This window comes from Sporofaciens sp. SGI.106 (assembly GCF_050314255.1).
GTDB lineage: Bacteria > Bacillota > Clostridia > Lachnospirales > Lachnospiraceae > Claveliimonas.
Genome location: NZ_JBNPMZ010000068.1, coordinates 1 through 330, shown reverse-complemented (window position 1 = coordinate 330; position 330 = coordinate 1). Strand labels below are relative to the sequence as shown.

General features: G+C 41.8%; 1 protein-coding gene. It reads left to right on the top strand.

The window, feature by feature from the left end; all coding sequences use genetic code 11:
* Positions 1 to 310, top strand: a 310-nt coding sequence (locus ACQRCC_RS15610) for an IS66 family transposase (RefSeq protein WP_427851663.1), incomplete at its 5' end; no start/stop codon positions are given.
* Between the last annotated feature and the right edge of the window lie 20 nt (positions 311 to 330).

Sequence of the window (330 nt, the reverse complement as noted above, 5' to 3'; positions counted from 1 at the left end):
AGCGAAAAAACGTGGGCGGAAGAAAAAAGGAAAAATCCTTGCCCTTGTGGAGCGTCTTGCGAATTACAAGGCATCAGTCTGCCTTTTTATCCATAACTTTATGGTTCCGTTTGATAATAACCAGGCGGAACGTGATCTTCGGATGATAAAGGTTAAAACGAAAGTATCCGGATGTTTCCGAACCGAAGAAGGAGCCAGGGATTATCTAAAAATCATGTCCTACGTTGGTACGGCGCATAAGCAGGGATACACTGCTTATGAAGCAATCAAAAAAGCAATCTCAGGTCATCCAGATTTCATCTTTGAATAAGGATGGTTCTGAATAGTTAC